A 23,455-nucleotide genomic window follows, 5' to 3' on the forward strand; every position below is an offset into this window, starting at 1 on the left:
GTGGTGCGCGACGGCAAGCCGCAGCCGCTGTCCAAGCTGGGCTCGCCCAGGCCGCCAGCTCCTACCTCCGCCCTCTTGACAGGGCGCACACATCCTTAACGCACTGGCGTTGCACGACGGGGGACACGACCACGCCCTCCGGCTGCGACACAGCGGCCAGTTCCTTCAGACCCTGCGCCGTCAGGGCCCAACCGTCCACGGCAGGACCGGGAGTCTCGGACAGTAGCCCTCCTCCGCCAGCCAAGCGCGGGCCCGGCCACGCTGCCGCTCATCGCAGAACCGGCGATACCGGCGCCAGGCATGCTCGTCATGGACGAGCATGCCTGGCGCCGGAACGCACCCCGCCCGCCGATTGCGATCCGCAGCCGGGCGGCGAGTACGGCGTCGCTGAACCCGTCGATGAACAGTTCCATGTCCCGGTAACCGGCCCGGGAATCCTGCGCCGACACGTACAGCCTCTTCGGCGTGCAGCCCGGGGACTCCGGGGGGGTCAGACCCCACCAGTGCTGTCGTGTCGCTGACCCATGCGCCGCCAGGCCCGCACCGCCACATGCCCGCTGACGCTGAAGGACAGCACAGGGTCAGGGGCACCGATGTACTCGATCAGCCATTGGTCGTCCGTTGCCGTCACACGGTAACGCTCTGAGGGCTGCGGTAGCTGTGGGGCATTCGTCGCCGTCCAGATGTCAGCCGTCCGACTCAGGAACTGCCATCCGTCCGCAGCCCCTACGACCCGGTACAGCTGGCCCACAGATTCGGCAAGGTTCTCGGTGATCTGTGTGGCGAGGTTGTCTGTCGTGGAGCCCGTGTCGGCGAGGAGAAAGCGTTGGCCCTGTTCGGCGGTGAGCTCACTGCGGACGCCGGCCTGCTGGGGACCGATGAGGAGCGAGACAGTGCCAGTGCACTCAGTGTCGGGGCAACTGGTGGACCGCGCGGGCACTGTGTCGGAATCGACACTACCGGCGACGGCAGCCTCGCCGACCCAGCGTTCGGCGAGATGCTTCCAGCGGTGCGCCGGCAGACTTCCCTCGTCGGCGGGTAGTTCCTCCCACCACCCCGCGCACAGCCGTGCCAGCGTGCCCAGAACCGCTGGGTCGGAGAATCGGGCGGCGGGGCTCAGACTGCCTTCATCGGCGGGAGCACCTAGCAGACCTGCGCCGATGACGGCCACAGGGCCCGTCGGTGTCGTGGCGAGCACGAGATCAGCGGCAGCGTGGGCTGGTGTGCGGTTGAATGACACTTTCCCGCTTCCGGCCGCGCTCCGTGCCGCGCCAAGTACCTCGGCGATCTCATTGGCAGAGCTGTTCTCCGTCGCGTTCGCTGTGTCGCAGGACCACAAAAGATCCACGTTCACCCCCCGTTTCCGGAGTGCGATCACGAGGTCGCGGGCGGTGCTGGCCCGTTCCCGGTCGAGTCCTGCCGCCAGGATGAGGACGTTGGTGGAGGTCCCGTCGAGTACGGACTCGGCCAACTGTCGACCGTCGCCAGCAGTGAGTGTGACGTCCCCGCAGGTCACGGATGCTTCTGCGTATGGAGTGGTGCGCCGTGGTGCGGCTGGATTATGTGAGCCGCGCTGTTTGTTGACGAAGTCGGAGCCGCGCATCAGGTCGCTTAGCTTCTCCTGAAAGTCGCCGTCACTGGCGAGGTCCTCATAACGCTCGGCTACTTCTTCCAGGATCAGTGAGCCGAGGTGTCGCCACTGATGAGGCAGCCCAGCGACTTCGGACTTCTCCAGGTCGGCGAGGACCGGTAGGTAGTACAGATCCGTGTTAAGCCGGGCGATCGAGTCGATCCAACGGATCCACTCCTGTCGACTGCCCGAGCGTGGGAGCAGGCGTTCGGTCTCACCGCCGTTGATCTTCGTGCGGTGCATGCGTGGGGTAAGGGTGTGCTTCAGTACGGGGTGATTCATCGCACGTCTGACAGTGGGGCCGGTGATGAGCGCTAGGTCCGCAGATCGCGCGAGTTGGCCGGTGAGTCGTTCCCTGACGATATTGGCACGGGCTGTTCGGACGCGCAGGTTGCTCGGTCTGCGCTTGTGGGCGATCGTCAGCCGTCCCTCCTCAGTGACGAGGTAGTGCATCTCGCGCCCCTCTTGCACCATCGCCACCCAGCCTTCCTGGATGAGGGTGACCAGCCCTTCGGTTAGCAGCCGGTCATGGACCTTGAACACCTCCCGCAGATCACGGTAGGTACATCCTGTCGGTCCCTGGAAGTCGTTCACCGCCCGCAGCAACAGCTCCTCCAACTTGCTGTACGGGCGGCCGTGGGCGAGTTCATAGGTCACGCTGTACATGTGCAGTGGCAGCAGCACGCGCATCATGGGGATGTCCTCCATGGTCCAGGTCATCGCTCAGACTCGGCGTGACGGGCTGTCGAAATCCGTCAGGTCCGCGGGGATGCGCACGGCTCGGCCTTCGATGAACCACTTGTCCAACTGGTCCACGGCCACCGCCAGATGACGGAGCGGATCGTCCTCTTCTTTCTTCCGCGACACGTGGGCAACCTGGTTCCGGAAGAATTCCCATGAGCCGACAAGTACCAGTAGGAGTTCGGCACGGGAGATGAGCACGTTCATCCGCGGCGCTTCCTTCAGGAATCCAAGTCCCTTTTCGGGCAGCTTGGTGTTGTTGCGGACCAAGCTCACTGCGATGATCTTCGATTGGTTTCCCTGGAACGAGTCGACAGTGAAGAATCCGTCCTGGCGTTCCTCGGCAGGGTCGGACCACGAGCGGCGAGGATCGGGCGTGAGCACCAGCCCGGCGGCAGCTAGCGTCTCGCGTAGCTCGGGTGTGTTGAGCTGCTTCCGAAGGTGGCCTACCTGCTGTGCATAGGGCGAGAGGACGGCAAGGTCCAGCGGTCGGCTGGGGTCGCCCTGCAGCGAGCGCAGAAACTTCTCCAACGCGTGGGCTTCAGCCATGTTGCGGTACTTGGGCACTGCGTCCTCCTGCGCCCGCGGATCATCTGTGGCAGCCGGGAGATCAAGCCAGACCACGGCCTTATTCCGAAGTTCCGCCGGGGTTGTCAGGCCGTGAAGGATATTTGCGTGCGGCGCCTTGGTTTTGGGGTCGCGCGTGTAGTGCTGAAGCCTGCCGTCGTAGTACGTCTGAGAGACCAACTCACCGATGTCGGGATGCATACGGTGCTGCCCGGTGAGCAGTCCCTCGTCATGTTCATGATACGAACAGAGCTTGTGTAGCTGCTCGAAGAGGGTCAGCCATTTCTTGCAGTACTCGCCGAACTCCCTGCGCTGCTCGTCGGTCCGGGATCGCCAGGCGTGCAGCAGTTCGGTGTCCAGTAGCCGGCCAAGTCCCTCCATTCCTTCGAGCGCCGCGACGGTTTCGTCCAGGGCAGATACAGCCTTCTGGTAGTCCTCGATTCGGTACGGCGGAAGCTGCTTCGGGTCACCAATCAGCAGCCAGCGGTGGCCCAGATAGAGCGGGAGCGCCAGCTCGAAGCCGTGGGCCTTGCCCGCCTCCTCCACGATCGCCCAGTCGTAGGTCACCTCACCGGCAAGCGCGGCCAGGTCACCGTCTGCTGCGGTGCTGTACGTGATGCTGGCGCTGCGCTTGACCAGCTCTCGAAACTCCTTGGCCAAGGAGGCGTCTCTGGTGTGTAGGTCCTTGAGCATGGTTCGGCATGCAGCCAACCAGTCGACCTGTACCCTGGAGAGCTCCTGCTTCTCAGCGGCAGCCTCCAATCGTCTGATCGTGTTTTGGAGGAGGGTCCGCGTCACCTCCTGTTCGGAACCGGGTTCGTCTTGCGGCAAGGCGCCGGACTGGTCGGTGTTGGTTCGTCGCAGACGGATGGCGAGTGGCCTGCGGTCCTCCGGGATGTTCTTGAAGGCCTCTTGCTCGACCTTGGAACGCAACACGTCCACGGCAGGGTGGGCCTGCGCCGTGATGAGAATCTGGGCGACCGGGTCCTCTTCCAGAATCTCACGCAACAGCCAGGCAACCATGTGCGTTTTGCCCGTTCCGGGCGGCCCTTGCAGGGCGTAGATGGGCCTTACCCCGAGAATCTTCTTGATCTGGTTGCGCTTGCTGGAGTCGACGATATCGTCGGGGAGCGGCACCGGCAGTTCCACCGGTCCACTGTCCATGATGACCTGACCCGGCGCTGAGAGACTCTCCAACAGATAGGTATGTTTCGCCAGTCTGCTGATGGCTTCCTTGCGCCGGTTGATCAAATCGACCTGGCCCTTCAGCCCCTTGGTGCGCAGCACCCGGATGTCGTCAACTTGAGGGGGATCGAGGATCTCCGACGCGGGGCGGAGGGTGGCACTACGGCCCCGGACATCGACATCGGCGACCTTCCACTCTGGGACGGCAGCCAGTTGCGCAATGCTTTCTGACTCGGGGGAACACAACTGGATGAGGCTGCTTCCCTGTTTGCCACTGTACTTCTCCCGGAACAGAAAGGCCGCCATGCCGCCGTCCGGCTTGAGCATAGACATTGGCTCATGGACGCGGGGCACTTCCCGCACCTTGATCGAAGTGACAGTCCCATTGGCGGCGAACCGGACGTCAGTCACCTGGCAGCGGAATAGTTCTGCATCACGGATCAAGATATCGATCTGGTTGGTGATGCGAACAAACTCGGCGAAACGCTCCTGGTCTTCGCGCCGCTCACGCGCCTTGTCGATCTTAGGAAGCAGCAACTCCCAGCTCGGCGCGGAGCTGAGCACATGACCCTGCTCCCGGTAGTGCTTGGTACTGAAAAACCCGATCCGGCCCGCCGGGATGTCCACCTGTCGTGAGGGGTCGGCGGTGAAGAACTCGCGAGTTCCCGTGCAGAACGCGTTCTGCCAACTGGTGGTACCGCCAGCCAGGCTGCGGGCCGGGCCAACAGTCAGGTGCAGTGATCGCCCAGACAGGGTGTACTGGTCCCGGTTGGCGATGGGCGCCAGCATCGCGCCGTCAGCGAAGTCCTCGTACAGGAAACTATGGAGCTTACTGACATGCTCGGGCCGGTTCGGGTCGAAGGGGTCAGCGGGTCCGAGTCGCAGCGATTCGCGCAGGCCCAGTTCCAGACAGGTGCGCACGAGCGAGCGGTTGCCCGGATCGATCACGACGATATGCCGAGGTGCGGTGTCGGAACCGGTCGACGGCTGCTGGAGCACGCGCACGATTTCCCGGATGGCGGTGGAAATCTCTGTGCCGTGCTTGGGGCGGATCGCGGGTTCGTCGGCAATAAGTTGACCGATGAAATCGTGCTCTGGGGCCGTCAGTTTACGCTTGGCCTTGGCCAGATGGTCCAGGACCAGACGGTAACGCGCCATCGGGTCCGTGGTGGTGCTCAGGTGCTCGATGGGAAGCATGCAGCGAGCCACAAGCATGCCGAAGGCGAACCAGTCGGCGTCGGGCCCGAACGCTGTGCCACCGCCCAGCGCCTCTGGCGCCGTCTCCCAGCCAACTCGGGACGGGGGCGCCGACGCGGGATGCCCGAGTCTGACACTCCATTCGAATCCACCAAGTAGGCAGGATTCTGGCCCCTCGCCGGGGTCAAGAAAGACAGACTCCGGTGCAACGCAGCGATGGACCACTTGCTGCTCGTGCAGAAGGGCAAGGCCCTCAGCGATCCGGCCGAGCATTTGCCAGAGCTCTCTACGTCCGGAAGACCGCCCGGACAACCATTCATGGCTGCTGCGTTCGCCAAGTCGCGACGCCAGTGTGTGTAGGCCCTCCGTCTTGAAGACCATCACGAAGCACCGGTGATCATTGTCAATGCCGACGTCCTGCAGCTGAAGGAGCGAATCCTCCGAGCCAGGCGTGCTGCGCACCTGGTAGAGCGTGCGCAGCTCCGCATCCCACAGCGCGCGCTGAACATCGTCGGGTTTCGCCTCGTAGAAGTGCCATGCCTTGAGTAGATAGGGCTTAACGAATTCCGTCGTGTCTTCAGCGCCCCACAGCTGACCCTCCCCCGCGGCGGAGACCACTGACCCAACGATCTTGTAGCGGCCTTTGAGCAGGGAGACACCCGCCGTGAGAGTCACTGGACCTCCGCTGTACACGCACCACGATCTACCAGGGTTTCGGACGATAACACCGTTTGGCCTGCGGAGAGTTGAGTTGTCAAAACTTGTGGACGCGGAGGAGCGCGTTCGATTCCCGGACGTAGAGGTGCGAGCAGCTCCCGCGCCTTCGCTAGGCCTGCTGCTCCGCCGAGAACCGGCATGAAACCAGACGAAATCACGCACTGAGGGTGTCGGCAGCGATTGAACCCAGAGTGAGAAAGCCAGCCCTCCTCAGCCGCGCGGGCCCGACCATGCTGTCGCTCATCGCAGGACCAGTGATACCGGCGCCAGTGTGTTTATCACCGGGCAAGCACGTCCCTGGAGAGCCAGAAGTAACCCGCCTGAGCGCACTCCTCGGCTGCTACCAGCCGACACCGCGTTGGTCAGAGCAAGGCGTCGGCCGCCAGAGGCCACGGACGCGGCCCGCCTCCCGGGCCATACGGAGCGACGGCAGGTGCGATTCCTCTACGTGGTGGGGGCCGCGGCTGCGAAGAGGTGACGGGGCTACTCGGCCTCGCTGTTCGTCTCGCCGTCGAGGTCCTCGGGCGTGATGGTGCGTCGGTACTGCGGGTGGTCCTTGTCCATCTGGAGGGCCGCGTGGAGGGGGATCGAGTAGCGGGTGCGGTGCTTCCAGGCGAGGGCCTGGTGGCAGAGCCTGGCGGTCACCATCATCAGTTCTCGGCGGTGGTCATTGTTCAGGGCGATCGGGAAGATCTCGGTCGCGGTCATGGCGTAGTAGTTCGCCTTGATCTCGTTCTTCCCCTTGTTCCAAGGCAGTGCGCCATAGCGGGTCTTCTTCGAGCCCTGCCTGCCGGCACCGTTGCCGTCGAACTGGTGGGTGGTGTTGACCAGCAGCCAGGTGCACTGCTCTCCGAGATCCGGATCCGGGTCGATGCGGAAGACCTGTGTGGTGCGTTCCTTGGTCTTGATCTCGCTGTCGTCCTCGTCGGTGATGGTCACCTGCACCGGGCGCGGGACCTCCTCGTCGGTGGTGTTGAGGCGGATCACGGCGACCGGCCGGTACCTGGGGGCGATCGTGGAGCCCGGGAGCCAGGTGGTGTTGGGCTCGGGTGGCTGGCCCTGGGCCTTGTTGTTCAGGCCCTTCCACAGCCGTCGGCAGGCGACGCCGTCCACTGTGACCGTGTACGGGAGGCCACCCAGGTAGTCGGCGAGGTCTTCCAGCGCCTGGTCGATGACCTTGGCGGTGCTGGAGTAGCCGGCGAAGTTGTCCATGAACTCCGTCATCTTCCCGGCCGGGTAGTCGGCGGCGTGGAAGGCGGCTTCGGCCAGGTGGTAGGGCCTCCAGGTGCGGTCGGTGTAGGACCATCCGTGGAGAGTCCACGCACCGTCCGGCGCGGTGGGGGGCTTGAGGACGCTCGCGGAGACGGAGATCCTGGCGTCCCTCTCGCCCGGGCGGCGTGACTGCCTCCGGACGTGAACGCCGCAGTGCGCGACGCCGTCGGCCGGGAGCTCACCGATGGGCTTGGTCAGAACACGGGAGATCCGCCGGTCGATGAACCCGAGGTTGCGGTAGAGATCCATCACGCAGGACAGGCTCTGGTGGTCCATGCCGGTGGACTTGTCGATGCCGGTCTGGACGGCCCTGTCGATGTACTGGACGACCAGGTCCATTTTGGCCAGGACGCGGTGGGTCTGGTGCTTGGCGTCTTCGCTGTCCTTCGGCCTCTGCGGGGAGCCCTTCTTCCCGTCGCCGTACTCGGTTTCCGCCCATACGCCGACGATCTCCCCCGACGCCGCCTTCAAGGAGACCAACTCGGCCGTGTGCGCGGACCGGCCGGCCGCGGGCCCGTGCTGGAGGAAATCGGGAACATGGTGGAAGACGACGCTGACCCGGGCTCCATGCAGCGTGACGCTCTTGCCCTCGGCGGGATTGAGGCTGGCGGGGTCGAGTCCGTAGGCGCGGGCGAGTGCGTTGATCATCCGCTGACGGATTTCGTCAGTTGCCCACAGGCACACGATGCGCAGGTGGTTGAGACCCATGGCATCGAGGGAGCGTGTGACGTCCAGCGGCTCCATGAGGACTTCGTCCTTCTTGGCCTGCTTGAAGTTGCCGCCTTCGAAGAAGCCGTACAGCGGTTGGCAGTTGTCACCGAGGGTGGTCTGGATGTGGTCGTACAACCCCCGGTAGTAATCCATGCCGACACCCGAGCCGACGGGGAAGTAGAAGTTCTTGGCCATGATGGGCCGCACGGTGCCCAGTGGCTGCGGGGCAGGCCTGTCCTCACCGTTCTCCTGGGCTTGCTGCCGGGCCAGCCGGTCGGCCTGGATCTGCCGGTCGACCTCGTGGAGGACCGATCGGCCCATGCCGAGCCGGGAGAGAGCTTGGAGGGCGAGCCTGTTGACGTTGCGCACGCGTCCCCGGCCGTCGAGTTCGACCTCGACCAACGGCCGGTCCGCGCGGTCCTGCTCGGCGAGGACAGTGCGGGCGAAGTCCATGGAGCTGCCGATACGGGTCGCCGAGGCGGAGACGAGGATCAGAGGGTCCTTCACGTTGGGCTCGGTCTTCATCCGCAGCCGGATCCGTGGAAGGGCGAACCGGGTCTCGGTCTCGTCCGGCCACGGGTCGTCCCATGCGACGAGGCCGCCCGCAGTGTCGGGGCGAAGCCGGACGGACAGGCCGTCGATCGTCCACGGTTCGGCCGCGATCCGGCGGGCGAGGTCCCAGGCGACAGTCTCGTATACCCAGTTGGGGGCGTCTGGCTGCCTGCTCGGCGAGGGCCGCAGGTAGTCGGCCAGCGCGCGCTGCTCCTGGGGGGTGGAGGCGAACTTGTCCGCGATGCTGACGGGCCGGTTCAGGTCGATGTCATCGATGTCTTCGCCCGTTGCCAGCCCGTACAGCAGAGTGAAGACGTCGCGAACCGTGTCGTCGTCGATGGGGTCCCGGCTGGCCAGGACGGCTCGTTTGGCGTCGAGCCAGACGTACCCGCCGGTGAGGGCGCGAAGGGCCGTCGTCGCGACAGAGTGTGGGGCCTGGACCGCGTCCCGCCCGGCCCGTCGACGGTAGGCGTTGTCGAAGGTGTTCCACAGCTTGACGCCGGCCGGGCCGCAGTCACGGACGTGGACGGTGGCGTCCGACAGGAGGCCGCGCGTGACCCGGACGGCGAGGAGATCGAGACGCTGGGTCGCCTTGGGCGGGCGGGAGGACATGTGGACGGGTTCTCCTTCGGAGGTCATGCGGCCGGGTCGATTCCGGCGTAGGCGAGGAAGGCGGCGAGAGCTTCGCGGTAGATGTCGTTCATGCGGCGGCGTTCGTCCTCGTCCCAGTTGGTGTGCATCCGCTTGAGGATGCTGGCGAGGTCGGCCTGCCACGAGTCACGGTGGAATGCGTAGTCCACGAGGTGCAGGGTCATGTCCGTTCCGCCGCGCCGTGCTCGTCCGGCGAGCTGGATCATGTCCACGACCATGCCTGCGACGATCTCCTCCTGCAGGATCTTGTGGGTCGACCCGAAGCCGGGCGCGGAGCGCATGATCAGGCTGAGGCGTCTCCACGCCTCGGTGCGTGCCGCTGCGAGGGCGGCGACGGGGTCATCGCTGGGTTCCTTCGGCAGGCTGTTGAGGCCGGCGGCGTTGACCGAGGCGTACATCTCCGGAGGATCACTCAAGAGCGCCAGGGGGCGAGTGCACAGGTAGACGGGGGTGATCGCTGACTTGGTGCCGATGACGATGTTCAGGCCTCGGGCGATGCGTGCCATGGGGACGACGAGGATCTTTCCCTTGGTGGGGAAGGTCTCGAACTCCTCGGGTGTCAGCTCGACGATGCCGGCGGGCAGCGGTGGCAGGTCGCTGCGGCGTTCCTTGTCCGGCGGGACGGCGACGCACAGGCCTCCGGTGTAGTTGCCGGAGTTGTAGATGCCCAGGGCGATGTAGCGGCAGTGTAGGTAGGAGTTGACCACTACGGCGGCGTGCGCGCGGTCCTTGTCCTCCTTCTCCAAGCGTTCGAGCTCGGGATGGATGCGGGTGTCGTACAGGCTCTCGCCGAGCGCTTTGAGGGCGGCGGCCTTGAGGTTCTGTGGGAGCCCGGAGATCTGGATGGGGTTGTTGAGGGAGTCGGTGATGGTGTGCTTTTTCGCACGGATGCTGTCCGGCGCGGCGTCGGTCATCCACCACTTCACAGTGCTGTGGATGTGCTCGCGGACGGCTTGCGGGAAGTACGCAGTCGCGGACAGGCCCATGACGGGCCGCTCCACGCCTGCGAGAGCGAGGGAGACGATGCTGCCCAGCTGGGCGGTGTAGGTATGCGGGTCTCCGGTGATGCTCTGGGAGGTGAGCTCGCCGGTCTTGGCCGGGTCGTCCAGGCCGGTGACGCGGTAGCCGAACAGGGCGCGGCCGAGCATGCCGAACGGGAGGATGTTGGCTCCGATGCCTCGTTCGAGGCGTTCGGCAAGGGCTCGGGCCGAGGCCAGACCGCTGGAGCGAAGTTGGGCCGTCTTGCCCGTGAGGTCGTTGAGGGTGTCGTCCAGTTCGGACAGCCAGGTGCGGACGATGAGCAGTTCGACCGCCTCGGCGCGGTCGTGCTCGTTCTTGACGATGTCGCTGAGGAGGTCGCCCAAGCAGTGCTGAGTGTGAGTGAGCAGATCGGTGCCGCGGTGGCCGAGAAGGTCGCCGAGGAACCTGCGGACTTCCAGGTAGTGGTCTTCCAGCTCCACGGTGCTGAATGGGTCGTCGAGCGGGTCCTGGCCGGGCTTGGGCGGTCTGAGCGCGTTTAGCTTGTCGAACAGCTCTTGCGGGATCTCGTGGTCGTTGGTGATGCCTGATTCGGGGAACAGCAGGTGGATCAGACGGCGGTCCCGGCCTCCGGAGATGTGCCATCCGGTGCTGTTCATACCCGCCCGGTCGCCGACGGGGCCTCCGTCGCCTTCGTAGTGCCTCAGGTGGAGCTGACCTTCGCAGACGGCGGCCAGCAGGAACTCGGTGAGGTAGCGGGCGTAGGTGACCGGCGGGACGAGTTCCTTGACCGTGGCGGGCGGCTGTTTGCTCAGCTCGTCGTGGAGCTGCTGGAGCGGGATCTTCTTGTCGAGGCGCGAGTCCAGGACCAGCTCGCTGGAGCACTTCCCGATGGCCGTGGACTGGAACTGGTCGATCTCGTCGATGAGGGTGGCGTGGCAGCGGCGCAGCAGGAACTCGGCCACGCTCAGGCCGTCGGTGGGCCGGCCGTCGAGGTCGATGCCGATGGGCATCCGGCCCATCATGAAGTTGTGGTGGTTGGTCACCACGACGGAGGCGGTGCACGCGTTGTGGTGTTGCTGGTACTTCCCGCACACCGGAACGAACGGGCAGCGTCGGGTTCCCTTGGCTGGGGGCAGCGGATAGAGGCTCATGCAGGATTCCGAGCCGGCCGGGTAGGGGTGCGTGGATTCGGTGAAGCGGTTCAGCGAGCAGCCGTAGGACAGCTGGCTGATCTTCCACCGGATCTTGTCCGACTGCTCGGCGATCGAGCCCTCGATGCGGGAGGCGACCTTCATGGCGCGTTCGTGCAGTCCGTACGGTGACATCAGGGGCGTGCACGTCTCGGGGTGGCCAAGGTATGCGAGGTCCTGGCTGATGTCCCAGGCTGCCGCGAGTGTCGCCTCCACGGTGGGCAGGACGATCGCAAGAGTCCGCCGGTTGATGGCGAACCACGACGCCATAACGCGGACGAGGACGCTCTTCCCGGTACCGGTGGGGGCGTTGAAGACCTCGGTCGCGCCAGCGCAGAGGCGGACCATCTCCTTCGGAGAGATGGTGTCCGTGGTGTTGAGCTGGCTGAAGAGCGCCTTGAGGACCTGGTGCAGGTGACGGCCTTCGGGTTTGAGTCGCTGATCCAGCTGCCGAGCGAGGTCGAGAAGGCCACTGGTGGGGATCTCGACGTTCGGTGTGTGGGCGGTGGTGTACACCTGCGGCGGGCTCTGGCACGGGTCGGTTTCGGAGCTCCTCGCGAACGTGGGGAGGACGGCGCGGCCCTGGATCTCGCCGATGCCCCCGGCGTAGAGCTTGCGGGTCATCCACACCCCGGCCCCGGCGGGCGATGCGGGCTTGGAGCGGGGGTGATCCTTGTGGACCCGTTTCAGGGTGCGGTCCACATAGTCCAGGAGATCGTCTCCGACCCGGGGTGAGGCTGCTTCCGCCACGGGTGGTTCACCGACTGGAACGAACTGGGGGGCCTGCCCGGCAGGAGGCGTGGCCAGTCTTTTGCGGGCAGCCTGCGTGAAGGCCGGTGCGCTGGCGAACTCACCTGGAGCGTTGACGAGAACGTCCGCGAGTCGTTGCTTCTCGTCGTGTGGCAGGCTCGCCCAGGCCGACCACTTGTCGTACTGGCCTGACAGGAGGAATGCGGCGTGCCTGAACCTCGCGGTGGGCTGCCCGTGCTCGTCCGGTGGACCGGGGAAGTAGTGGGCGGCGAGTGCCAGCGCGCAGAAGACCGCCGCGTCGTCCTTGCGGAGCTTGCTTGTCAGGCCCATCGGACTCCCGCCCTCCTGCAGATCTTCTCGCCCATGTCACCTGCGGTGGCCACGTTCAGGCCGAACTCCGCGCACACCCCGCGCAGCAGGGGAAGAGAGGCTTCGCGGTGGTCGGGGACGACAATCCACTCCGCTCCACCCGGGTCGCCGCCGTCGGCCTGGATCTTCTTGGCCAGCAGCTTCTCCGAGGTGAAGTCCTTGATGTCGAGCAGGAAGGACTTCGTCTCGTCGTCTCGGTGCCACACATCCACGTGCAGGTCATAGGCATCCTGGTAGGGCCACACGGTGATCGTGCCGGGACATTCGGCCCCGACGCCCAGGGCGTCGGGGTTCATGTAGGGCTCCGGGGCTGCGACGAAACCGCGTGAGCGCAGCGCGTCGTACAGGGCGATCTCGACAAGGCCAGGGACGGTGGTGTAACGCCACGGTCCACGCGTCAGCGCGAGATACCCGGCGGCTGGCAACGGCTGCGGCACGGGCGCGCGCAGGTCGAGGGCGAGGACGGACGCCGCGCCGGTGGGGGCCGGGGGCGGGGCGCCGGGGATCAGCGACGGCGGCTTCCCGGCCCGTGGGATCTTGAAAGTGTAGGAGGCTCCCATCAGCTCCGCGTGCGGCCGGTAGAAGCAGCGGACCCTGCCAGTGACCGAATTACGGGAACGGTGTTGGGTGACCTTCATCGGCCAGCGGCACACGGGGCAAGCGAACCACCACTGCTCGTAGAGCGCGGCAAAGCTGATGGGCCGGTAGAACTGGCCGACGACGCTGGGGAGGTTCAGGCGCCGCACCTCCGTCTCGGTCCCGGCCGGCATACGAGACAGGTCGGAACGGCCCTTGACGTATGCCTCTTGGGTGCCTCGCTTCCGTAACCCCTCATAGACGGTGACCTGATCCATCTCCTGTTCGAGTTCCGCGAGGGAGGTGGACCGGCCGTCCCGGGTCGCCTTGTGGACGGCTCGCGCGACCTCCCTCTGTTCATGGTCCAGGTCGAACAGGTCCTCTTCGAACAGGCCGTCGTCATTGATGAGTTGGACGCCGGTCATCTCCTCCGGCGGCACCCCGTCAGGGAGGAGGAGGGCGAGTTCGCCGGTCAGCATCTGCAGGAAGGTGTCAAAGGGGAGCGGTTGGCCGGGTCCGCGGGCAGCGAGGACCTCCCCGTGGCCCTCCATCAGAGTGCGCAGGCGGCCTTCGGGAGACTGCTCGGTGTTCGTGAAGGCCTCGGCCGACATGGCCGCCGCCCGCATCACCATCTGCCGGATTACGTCATGACTGATCGGCTCGGTCATGGAAGTGAACATCACGCTCGGCAACATAGACCAGGGGTCTGACAATCGAGCGGCGATCGGGGCCGTTACAGCGAATCCGGGACGTTGACCTGGACATTTGGATACGCAATCTGATAGGCGGGGCGGTACGCGTTGATGTGCCGCCTTCCAGCCTCGGTGATCCGCCACCGGTACTCAAGGACGAACGTCCCGCGCCCTTTCTCGGTGCGAATGGCGACACAATCGATGTAGCCCCGACTCGGTTTGCCGTTGGGGCGGTAGTCGGTACCAAGGTAGTACTTGGCCTTACCTCCCATCACGTCCTCCGGCAGCCCGTCCGAGCCGGCGGCTGCGACCCTGGCCAGGTTGCCCCACAGCCACTCCGACAGTAGGTGCTTGGGGCGGCGCGGCGTAGGGGCGATGCCTAGTCCGGCACGGGCACATGCCCGGCCCGCACGGGTCAGTTCCACCAGGACGCGGGTGACGAGACCGACCTCCGGAACGTCGATCCGATCTTCTGTGATCTTCAGAAGTCCTCTGCGGGCGAGAGCGTGCAGGGTGGCTCCGGCTCCGGCGTCGAGGTGGCCGTCGTCGTGGAGGCGTCTCTGAATTGTGGTGTACTCCGCGAACGGAAGCTCGGCTTTGATCGAAAACGGCAGCTTGCGCCATACGGAGGCCGGCCCTGGGTCCTGATAAGTGGACCGAGCCGCCCTGGCTCGGCGCTCCGCTTCCTGGTCCTCACGAAAGCAGGCGAGCAGGTAGCTACGCTGACGGTTATTCAGACCATCCCACATCGCGTCAGCCTTCTTCCGCAGGGTGCATCACATCCAGAGCTATCGTCCGGCGACCACCCGAGTGGCTGGCAGCACCCAGGCGACGTTCCTACGCCTCAGAACCATGCCGAAATCAGCCGCCCCCGCGCCGCCTTTCGGGCCGCGCGGGGCGGCTTAGCAGCATGCCTGTCAGGCTACGACAGCCCAGTGACAGCCCTCGGGCAGCGGCCCCCGCGAGACGCTGCTCAAGCGGGTGATTCAGGAACAGATCGGCTCCGACGTCCTGTCGGCGACATCGACAGGACCAGCCACCGGTTCAGTGCCCGTTGGAATAGATCGAAGCCCGGACGGATTGTCCCGTAGTTGGCTCGATGCAACAGGGGGAACCGCTGGTGAGCGAACTGAAGCTGTCCCGGTCGACGCCGATGGCCGGGACGTCGAGCTGCGCGGTTCGACGATGGCACTGGAGGTCGAGCTGCAGCGCCGGATCGAGGCCGGCATGGAGGCCATGCTCGGCATCCGTTTCCTCGCTTCCGAGTACCCGACCGGGCCGTGGCACCGGGGCCGTATCGACTCGCTCGGCCTGGACGAGAACGGCACGCCGGCGCTGATCGAGTACAAGAAAGGCGCCGACAGCGGTGTCCTCTCGCAGGCCGTCTCCTACCTGTCGTGGCTGGACTCCGCACGTCACGAGTTCGAGGCGCTGGTCAAGGAGAAGCTGGGTTCCGAGGCCGCCGAGTCGATCGACTAGCGGAACCCGCGGATGGTTTGCATCGCGGCCAGCTTCTCGCAGCACGACCCGGTCGCGGTACAGCGCCTGCGCGAGCGGGTCGACCTGGTGCGCTACCGCGTCTTCGACGGCGGGCTGCTGAGCTTGCTGCTGGTCCAGTCTGCCTCTGGGTCTCCCAGCCCCGCTCCGGCTCGGCAGCAGAGTCGGCAGAGGGAGGTGACGGCCGGTGTCGGCATCGGTTCGGTGCAGGCGCCCCCGGGCGCGGCTCCCGCTTGCCTGCAGGATCTGTACGCCGAGCTGGACGAGGCCCTCACCGCCTGGGGCGAGGTCGAGGTGGCTCAGCTTCGGCACTACATCGCCTACCGCCGGATGGTGAACACGGTCGAGCTGGAGGAGGGCTTCTCGCGCGACATGCGCGGTATCGGCCACCTCGGGACCGGCGACCTGGAGGTGCGCCTCGCCTCGGCAGCCGACATGGAGAAGGCCGGACCGCTGATGCGGCGGGCGTTCGAGGCGGCCTGATGCAAGAGGAAGGGCGGCTGGTGCGTCGGTTTCTCGATGCACCAGCCGCCTTCATCCGTCTGCGGTCCGTCGGCCCCGGTCCGTTCGCTCTCACGCTCATGCCTCCGGTCCAGCCAGGACGAAGTCGTCCTGGGTCAGCTCCGCTCGGAGCCTCGCCTCGGCGACGTCGGCGTAATGCGAGGACAGCTCGACGCCCAAGGCTTGCCGGCCCTCGCGCAAGGCGGCGACGCCTGTGAGCCGCTGCCGGTGAAGGGGTCGAGGACGGTGCCGCCTTCGGGGCTGGCTGTGACGTTGTGCAGCGGCCCCGGCATGTTGGCTTCGAGCGGCCCCAGTTGGTGGGTCGCACGGGTGCATTGAGGGGTGGTGACGGGGCGAAGTGGCCCCACCTCAGCTCTTGCGGTGAGACGGTTCCTGTGGTTTCCGGCAGGGGCGGTGCCGTGGATGTCTTTGTCCAAGCAGGAGCTGTTCGACCGGATCAGGCGGGACAGCTGGCAGCGGCAGCTGTCGATCCGGGCTCTATCAAAGAAGTACGGCGTTCACCGCCGCCTCGTACGGGAGGCACTCTCCTCGCCGGTGCCCACCCCACGCCGCCAGCCGGTGAGGACGTCACCGCGGATGGAGCCGTACAAGAAGACGGTCGACGCCTGGCTGCGGGCTGATCTCGAGGCTCCGCGCAAACAGCGGCACACCGTGCGGCGGATCGTCGCGCGGATCGAGGAGGAGTTCGGCGAGGCGATCCCGTATCCGACGGTCCGGGACTTCGTCGCGGCCCGCCGCAAGGAGATCGCCGCGCAGGCGGGGGCACCCGTTGAGGCGTTCGTGACCCAGCGCAACGCACTCGGCGCGGACGCCGAGGTCGACTTCGGGGAGTCTACGTGGACCTGGCCGGCCTGCCACCCCGAGATCACACACGCCGAGGGATTGCGCTGGCCGTCCAGTGAGAAGACGCCTCAGGTGGTCCCAACGCAAGCCAATCCCCGGGGCCACTTCAGGCCGAAAGCCTCGAAATCCCCACCAACTGGGGCCGCTCGAAGCCAATATGCCGGGGCCGCTGAACAACGTCACAGCCACCTATCTCCACGGCTCTCACAGCATCATCCCCTGCAGGCATAGACGAACCCGTCCTCGTTCCTGTCTTCAACCCGGCGAGGACGCGCGGGTTCAGCGCTTGGCCCACACCAGAATCCGCGAACTCGCGCGCTTCCCGCACGCCATGACCAAACTGAACGCCCGCGACTGCACCCAGCTCGTCGTCATCGCGTACTGGAGCGGCCTGGTCAAGCCGCACCCTCACGGCTGACCCACATGCAGCAAGAATCTGCTCGCCGCCCGCACCGCACGCAGAGCGATTATCACATCGTCGGTCGTGCGTGCCTCGAGCTGATCGGCCTGGTCACACGCCATTGGCAGCAGTCGGATAACTCTCGATCCATTCGAGTCCGCCGAGGTCCAGGTGGCGCCGGGCGCGAGTGACGGCCACATAGGCGAGCCGGGCGTCCGTATCGCTCACGGGTTCCGGAATCGGGCGACCGCTGTCGTCCTGCTGGTTGCTGCCCGGCGGGGGGAAGTCGTCTGCGATTCTGACCTTGGGCCACTCCCTGCCTTTTGCCTTGTGGGCTGTGGAAACGGTGACCTCGGCCTTGGTTTCGTCGATCAGTGCGTCGACGGCGGCAATGATGGCTTCGGGTCCGTGGGTGTCGACAAGTTCAACGAACGGTTGGAGGTCTCGTCCTGCGGGATCATGCTCCGCATAGTCCTGCAGCTCACCCCAGGAAGCGAAGAGCACGAGTTCAGGGTGGCCCGTACGGCGGCCCTCCTTAAGGTCGCGGGCGGCGAGCGCCAGTGTGCTCAGCGTCTGCCCGACTCGGCTCAGAGCCACTCGACGTCCGGAACCCAGCTGCCGCATGACTTCGGTCATTGCGCCGATGTTGGTTCGGCACAGCACCGCATCCGGAGAAGTGACCAGACCGACTTTCGTGGGGATCGTGTCGGTACCAGTCAGCCGGATCGGCGCGTCCGTAAGCGCAAGCCACTGGTTGGCCTGTTCGGCGAGGAGGGGACCGAACCGGAAGGAACGCGTCAGAGTGAGGTGGGTGGCATCGAAGCCCGTCATCACGTCCCGGGCACCGCGCCACCCGTAGATGGCCTGGGCAGAGTCACCAACCATCACCAGCTGAGCATGACCGCGTTGAGCGGCGAACACCTGTTCAAGGACGGGGTTGGTGTCCTGGGCCTCGTCGAGGAGAAGGAAGTCGGCCTCGATCTTCGGTTCGGTCAGGGCCCATAGCTTCAGGTAGTGGTCGTGATCGAATCGGACCGCGCCGTCCTCGGGATTCTGCAGATCTCTCCATGCCTTCTCGACGAATGGCATGACGGTCTCAGCAAGTTGAGCTCGTTCGTCCGGTGCTCCGAGCCTCCGCAGCATCGGTACATGGTGCGGTGCCGGGAACCTGTCGGCGGACTGGCAGAAACGGGCGACCGTGCTCAACACGGTCTGAGACTGAACTCTGGGGCTGATCTCGTGAACACCGATACGGACGGGGGATGTGATGCCGAGAGCCTGCCCGATCCGCCAGGCAGGCCGTCGAGGGCTGTTGAGACGGCGAGCGAAGCGGTAGCCGACTGCCGCGTAGGCCGTGGCATGCGCGGTCTTGCACAGGACGGAGCGCGGGAATCGGCTGGCGGCGTCGTTGGCGATGTCCTTGTTGAACGCGAGGTATCGGCCACGACGTGCGGTACTCGCGGCAAGCATGCCCAGTGTGCTCGTTTTGCCTGTCCCAGCGCCGGCCTGCAACACCAAATGGTGGCCGTTACGGAAGGTATCGATGGCGTGGACTTGTTCGTCTGTGGGCGTATGCAACAAAGGCTCCGACGTGTAGAGGGATCAGGGGGTCGCGTCGCCGCGATTCAGACGGTGACGATCCGCGTCGTGCGAAGCAGGTGAAGCGGAGCGCTGGCGGTTGAGCAAGAGACGGGCCGCGCAGGCAAGTACCTCTTCAGGCGCGTTGTCGGCAATGAGACCTTGGAGTTGCTCGGTCAATTGCCGAGCACGCAACTGTCTGTCCCGTTCAACGGCGGCTACGAAAGTCCGGGCCACGAAGTCGTGGGGCTCCTGCCCCTGAGCTGCTGCGGCCTGGCCGATTGCCGAGCGCACGGCCGGAGTGAGGGCAACGTTGACTAGGACGTGGTCCGACGCATCTGGATAGTGGGTCGTCAAGACGTCGATGGGTAGCAGCCGACCGAGTTCCCGGCGAAGTGACCGCAGCGCATGTCTCGGTGACTTGGCCCGCCACATGGTCATGAGACAGGTGCGATCAGCGTTGGCCGCGAGCGGTACGGCTCGGCAAGCCTTGTGAAGCTCTGCCCTGGTGGCCGGCCTGACCAGGATGATCTCTACGGCATGTCGCCCTCTCACCGCTGTGCTGCCTTCCGCGGATCGCCGCCATCGTGTGGCCTACGAATGTGAGCGCGAAGACGAGGGTGCGCGTGCCCTTGGTGGATGAGCGGATCGAAGCGTGCCCAATCGGTCAGGGCCAGGTCCGCTGCGGTCAGCGCGGCCGCGTGCTGAGGGCAGCGCTGCCTGTGCCAGCGCAACTGCTCGGCGTACGGGAGACAGGGCAGGTCGTACAACGCCATCACATCGACGGACAGAACCAGTTGGCGGCGGGCGGAAGTTGCCGTAACCAGCTTCCAGAGCCCGGCCAGGCCGTCCCACGTGAGCACCGTGTGGGTGCATAGGTCACGGTGCAGCGTCTGGGCTACGCACTGGATCTCGTCCACAGGGCGTGCGGCGAGGTAGCGAACGTAGAGGAGTTGGAGGACGGGTCTGGCAGGACGACAGGCATCGTCGGGCTGTTGCGTCGTATGTGTCGGTGCGTTCGGCGTGAACACTCCGGCCTCGGTCAGGCGACACGTGTTCACCATCAGCACCAGACGCAGCCCGGTCAGTTCAGGGGCATTGGTGGCATCGACCGCGCGAGCGGGGCGCACCACACCATGGGCCAGCCGACACCAGGGGCTGCCATCCCCGGCGTGATGCACCAAGCTGGCGCTGACGTGCCAGTGGTAGCCGACGGGCACGTCAGCCACTGACAGCTCATGTGGATGCAGGCGGACGAAGCGGTCATCAACTCGGCGGTACCACGCGATGTGGTTGCCGCATTCACGGCAGCGACTTTGGTGGGCGCAGCGGAGGAGCCTGGACGGGCTGTCTGGAGCGACGCACAGCGGACGGGATCGGCGGCTGTTGATGGGGCTGCCGTCCCAACAACGACGAAACGGTGGAGAGGAGTGCATGTGGCCGAAGGTGTCAGGTGACACGCCGTAGGGCCTGCGGCCGGGCTGGTCTGATCCCCCGGATGGCCTCAATCACTAAGACACACCTTCGATTGGCCGCTCATACCTTCGCATGCCGTCGCCGGTTTGGGTGATCCTCCCGCAGAGCCTGGGTTGGCTCTCAGGCCTGGTTCCGCCCGGGAGGCTCGTGGTCGCCACACAGGGTTCCGAAGAGCTCGTCAAGCGGAGTGCTCAGCGCATGAGCGAGGGCATGCCACGTCTTGAGGGTGCCGATGGTGCGCCCCTGCTCGATCTCGATGAGCGTCCGTCTGGCCAGGCCGCTACGGTCCGCCAGCTCGTCATACGTCCACCCATGCTCCGCCCGCAGCCGCGCGAGTTCCAGACGCAAGGCCTCGAAGTCGGGGTCGGGCGGGAAGATCGTCACCTGACTATCCGACGGTGCAGACACCTGCCCTGTCAGTGCAGATCTCTGCCCTATTTCGTCTGCGACATCCAATACTCAAGGGCAGAGCTCTGCACTAGCCTGTGCGCGTGCTCCAGCCCGACAGAGGGCGGCACAGCGAATAACGGGAGGTAGACGCCCGCCATGAGGCTCTGTCTTGCGCGTTCCGGAGTCCGGCGGACCTGGACGGTTGAACTGCGACCGGAGCCCGGCGGACCGGTCCTCGTATGCCATCAGTGCACGCATCGCGGGGGACAACTAGCCGGCTCTGCGGCTCGAACAGAACTAGTGGCTCATTTGGCCCTGCACGCTCGCCGAGACCCGCTCCCTGCCCATCTGCGGATCTGCCAGTGTCACGAGCGGGGCTGCAGCTGGCATCCCCGCCACCGCGGTTGCCACGGCCCGATCCGGCTTCTCCTGGTCCGGGAGCAGGGTGGACGCTTGTGGCGCCTGACCGACGCATGCACGGCGTGTGCGGCCTCTACTTCCCAATCCGCCGTCGTTCCCGACACGGTCCTGGGCACCGCCGCTGCGCCCCCTGGACACGTGAAGGTGCGGCGCAGGCGGCGCCCGAAGGAACCCGACAGCCAGACCCGGGTCCGCGAGATGCTGAGCTACTTCGCCGCTGCGTTGCCTGCCGAGACGAGCGCCGGTGCACGAATGCTCGCCCTCCAGTGCGCACTGCGCATGAATGTCTCGGCGCAAGCCAGGCTCAGCTTCGGGGTGCTGCGCAGCCTGCGCCTCGAAACCGCTGCGGACGCATGGTGTGAACTGCGCGACGCGGGGCTGATCCGCACACTGCCGTCCGATGAGCGCGCGGTGGTGGTTCAGATCCTCGACGCAGGTCTACTCACACAGCATCCCGCGCGCCCCGACCGGCTCCGTGCCGCTGACTGGGCAATGCGCGGCTTCTGCCCTGCTCGCACCGGATCGACCCCGCCGCTTCAACTCGCCGCCCTTTTCGCCATCGCCTGGACCGACAGAGGAACCGGACAGGGAACAACGGAGATGGAGCAGATGGCACGGGAGTGCGGGTCTACTATCGCCGCGCTGCCACCCCTGCTGGATCAGCTGGTAACTGCCGGCGTTCTCACCACCTGGCAGGCGGTACGGGAAGATGGAGAGCTGAGGTGGCGTATCGGCCCAAACGGCTTCTATTACCACGCTGGTAGCGAGATTTCGTGATGCATCAAGTCTCCTGAGGGCGTCGGCCACACGGCCGACGTGGCACGCCTTCACGCATCAGGATGTTGCGTACTGTGGCGCGGCACATTCCTGTCGCATCGGCGATATTTTGAAGAGACTCGCCGAGATGGCTGTACCGATGGATCACCTCCTGAATCAGGTGCCCATACACGCGCTCCGGAGCCCTGGAACGGATTTCCACCCCCATACGCCTTAGCTCTTTAAGGATCCTCGTCCTGCTTCCGCCCGCCACCTGACTGATTTGCGCTACAGAGAGACCGGCGAGATACAATTGACGCCATTTCTCGTTGCGCTGCGCTAATGGGCTTCTTCTGTTGAGCGGCTGCCTGTCCAGGATGCATCGCACATGGGCTGGGCTCGTTTGGAGCTTTCTGGCCACCGCCGAGGCGCTCAAGGCTCCTTCAAGTATCACATCGTGTACCTTAGAGTGATGGATACTTTCACGTACGACGCCGGGTAGCTTTGCGTTAACCGCCACAGCATACGGAACGTCTGGCTCCCAGGTAAAAGGCTCTACAATCCCCTCGGCGGACAACAGTTTTCGACCAATCTTGACCAGCCCATCGATTTCGACTGGATCCAGTTCAAATGTGAATTGTGGATATTTCTTTACTGTGTCAAGTGGGTCGGATCCGGGAGGAGAAGGAAACTGGCGGATGGGATTTCCGGTGAGGCGTTGATAAATCCATCGATTCGCCTGCTGAACATAGGCCCGCGCATCGTGCACGGGCCTGGCCAGTCGCCGGATCCTAGCCCATTCTTCAGGATCGATGAACTCCCTCCGCTGTCCGAAGACTTCGCGTCGACGTGCGTAGTCGATCGGGGAACCTGATTGATCGAGGACGTCGGCCAGCGTGGTCACGGCGCGCAGGATTTCCACGCTGGCCTCGTGGGCATGAAGGGTTTCTAGTGTGCGGGACAGAGTCTTGCGGCTGAGATCAGTACCGAGTAACTGCTGGGCCTGCGGCAAGTTGATCCATGCCCCGACCTGGAGAACACTGATCGCGAGGGCTTGCTGAACAGTGGTCCAACGGAGGTTTCCGCCAGCGTTGAGGGGCATCATCTGCAACGCCCAGTTGTCCCACAGGCTGGCGGGGACCTTTTGTGCACGTGCGCGCGGCACGGCGAGTCCCTTCGCTGGTCGCTGCGGCCGGCCTGTCGTCGTCCGGTAGTGCAGTCGTACCGCCCTGCGCCCCTGACTGCGGTGCACGGCGCCCAGAACAATGGTCACGAGGTCCGGGGAGATTTCCGCACTCCATTTACCAATGTCGCAGTGCGCAGCGCTCTCGCCTCGCTCCTGCAGTCGATCGGTGAGCCAGGCGATCCGGTCGATGACAGTGTCAGGCTCAGCACTATTCAGACTGTCGAGCGCTGCGGTCAGCGCCAGGCCGGTTGCTGCGGCATCAGTGGGCGCAACCCACGATCCGCGGGTGTGTGCTTCCCGGCGGCCACGGTAAGTAGTCAGCGGGGCTTCACGGTAGGAATTGCAGCGGCGCACAAGGTCGGTGGGGCCCCAACGGGCGAAATCATCGTCCTGCGCATGCGCCAGCACGCGGGAGGCAAGCGTTTTCAAATCTGCCAACACACGCACGATTGGGACAGGGTTGCTGCCATAGACGCCTGCGAAGTCCGTTGTATTGGGTGCTTCGCCCTCGACGAGTCCGGTGAGTTTTTGCTGCGCCAGAAGAATCGGCCCATCAGCCTCAAGTTGAGGGGTATCCACCTCACCTAGGTTGTATCCGCATCGTAC

At 65.4% G+C, this 23,455-nt stretch carries 12 protein-coding genes and 3 pseudogenes; 4 read left to right on the top strand and 11 right to left on the bottom strand.

The annotated features are described in order from the left end of the window. Window positions 1-490 precede the first annotated feature (490 nt). The 6 genes from ABZ192_RS35705 to ABZ192_RS35730 form a co-directional block, all read right to left on the bottom strand. Window positions 491-2,350, bottom strand: coding sequence for a hypothetical protein (locus ABZ192_RS35705; RefSeq protein ID WP_356928633.1), 1,860 nt, complete (start codon window positions 2,348-2,350; stop codon window positions 491-493). A gap of 3 nt (window positions 2,351-2,353) precedes the next feature. Further along, window positions 2,354-5,995, bottom strand: a complete 3,642-nt coding sequence (locus ABZ192_RS35710) for an AAA domain-containing protein (RefSeq protein ID WP_356928634.1) — start codon at window positions 5,993-5,995, stop codon at window positions 2,354-2,356. A 525-nt stretch (window positions 5,996-6,520) separates the two neighbouring features. Then, window positions 6,521-9,184: an RNaseH domain-containing protein gene (locus ABZ192_RS35715; RefSeq protein ID WP_356928635.1), complete on the bottom strand. Its 2,664-nt coding sequence runs from the start codon at window positions 9,182-9,184 to the stop codon at window positions 6,521-6,523. Window positions 9,185-9,207: 23 nt separating this feature from the next. Next, a complete protein-coding gene (locus ABZ192_RS35720; protein ID WP_356928636.1) occupies window positions 9,208-12,474 on the bottom strand; it encodes a hypothetical protein in 3,267 nt (1,088 codons plus the stop codon). After that, on the bottom strand, window positions 12,465-13,757 hold the full coding sequence (locus ABZ192_RS35725; RefSeq protein ID WP_356928637.1) for a hypothetical protein: 1,293 nt from the start codon (window positions 13,755-13,757) through the stop codon (window positions 12,465-12,467). Before ABZ192_RS35725 ends, ABZ192_RS35720 begins: the two co-directional genes overlap by 10 nt. Window positions 13,758-13,822: 65 nt before the next feature. After that, window positions 13,823-14,530 carry a hypothetical protein gene (locus ABZ192_RS35730; RefSeq protein ID WP_356928638.1) on the bottom strand — a complete coding sequence of 236 codons (708 nt, stop codon included), beginning with the start codon at window positions 14,528-14,530 and terminating at the stop codon, window positions 13,823-13,825. Window positions 14,531-14,880: 350 nt separating this feature from the next. Here ABZ192_RS35730 and ABZ192_RS35735 point away from each other — a divergent pair. Next, window positions 14,881-15,761 (top strand): annotated as a pseudogene (locus ABZ192_RS35735) (hypothetical protein). Between the two features lie 96 nt (window positions 15,762-15,857). Here the strand turns inward: ABZ192_RS35735 and ABZ192_RS35740 are convergent. Further along, window positions 15,858-16,039 (bottom strand): annotated as a pseudogene (locus ABZ192_RS35740) (DNA methyltransferase); the annotation flags it as partial. A gap of 121 nt (window positions 16,040-16,160) precedes the next feature. Between ABZ192_RS35740 and ABZ192_RS35745 the strand changes: the two are divergent. Next, complete coding sequence (locus ABZ192_RS35745; RefSeq protein ID WP_356928639.1) at window positions 16,161-16,874, top strand: hypothetical protein; 714 nt, start codon at window positions 16,161-16,163, stop codon at window positions 16,872-16,874. A gap of 97 nt (window positions 16,875-16,971) precedes the next feature. After that, window positions 16,972-17,061: pseudogene (locus tag ABZ192_RS35750) on the top strand (DNA-binding response regulator); the annotation flags it as partial. 93 nt (window positions 17,062-17,154) lie between these two features. On the opposite strand, the gene ABZ192_RS35755 reads toward ABZ192_RS35750, so the two are convergent. The 3 genes from ABZ192_RS35755 to ABZ192_RS35765 form a co-directional block, all read right to left on the bottom strand. Continuing rightward, window positions 17,155-18,621 carry a UvrD-helicase domain-containing protein gene (locus tag ABZ192_RS35755; RefSeq protein ID WP_356928640.1) on the bottom strand — a complete coding sequence of 489 codons (1,467 nt, stop codon included), beginning with the start codon at window positions 18,619-18,621 and terminating at the stop codon, window positions 17,155-17,157. A gap of 551 nt (window positions 18,622-19,172) precedes the next feature. Then, the gene (locus tag ABZ192_RS35760) at window positions 19,173-20,057 is read right to left on the bottom strand and encodes a DUF6083 domain-containing protein (protein ID WP_356928641.1); all 885 of its coding nucleotides are present in this window, start codon (window positions 20,055-20,057) and stop codon (window positions 19,173-19,175) included. 160 nt (window positions 20,058-20,217) lie between these two features. Beyond that, the gene (locus tag ABZ192_RS35765; RefSeq protein WP_356928642.1) at window positions 20,218-20,481 is read right to left on the bottom strand and encodes a helix-turn-helix domain-containing protein; all 264 of its coding nucleotides are present in this window, start codon (window positions 20,479-20,481) and stop codon (window positions 20,218-20,220) included. Between the two features lie 564 nt (window positions 20,482-21,045). Between ABZ192_RS35765 and ABZ192_RS35770 the strand changes: the two genes are divergently transcribed. Then, entirely contained in the window at window positions 21,046-21,684 is a 639-nt protein-coding gene (locus ABZ192_RS35770; protein ID WP_356928643.1) for a hypothetical protein, read from the top strand. Between the two features lie 4 nt (window positions 21,685-21,688). Here the strand turns inward: ABZ192_RS35770 and ABZ192_RS35775 are convergent, their stop codons facing one another. Continuing rightward, window positions 21,689-23,428, bottom strand: a complete 1,740-nt coding sequence (locus ABZ192_RS35775; RefSeq protein WP_356928687.1) for a hypothetical protein — start codon at window positions 23,426-23,428, stop codon at window positions 21,689-21,691. Window positions 23,429-23,455 lie beyond the last annotated feature (27 nt).

Source organism: Streptomyces sp. NPDC006235 (assembly GCF_040613735.1).
Classification (GTDB): Bacteria; Actinomycetota; Actinomycetes; order Streptomycetales; family Streptomycetaceae; genus Streptomyces.